The 260-nt window shown below is 67.7% G+C and carries 1 protein-coding gene; it reads left to right on the forward strand.

Features of this window, described 5'->3' with window-relative positions:
* Positions 1–260: LysR substrate-binding domain-containing protein (locus ACRHNM_RS17185; protein ID WP_431137864.1), on the forward strand; the 260-nt coding region annotated here is incomplete at both ends.

Below are 260 nucleotides of genomic sequence, written 5' to 3' on the forward strand. Positions count from 1 at the left end.
GCCGCAACCAGCGCAATGTGCGCCTGACGCACGAAGGCGAAGTCCTGCTGGCCCACATCAAGCCGCTGCTGGCGCGCTGGGACGAAACGCCGGGCATCGTCGCGGCCGCCAAGCGTGGCGACGCCGGTTTCCTGCGCGTCGGTTTCACCGCGGCCAGCGCCTACTATCTGATCCCGACCGCCATCGGCTCTTTCACGCAGCGGTTCCCGGCCGTGGAGCTGGCGCTGCATGAAATGATCTCGAACGACCAGGTCAGCGGC

Origin of the sequence: Psychroserpens mesophilus (assembly GCF_050617655.1) — a bacterium.
Taxonomy (GTDB): Bacteria; Bacteroidota; Bacteroidia; order Flavobacteriales; family Flavobacteriaceae; genus Psychroserpens; species Psychroserpens mesophilus_A.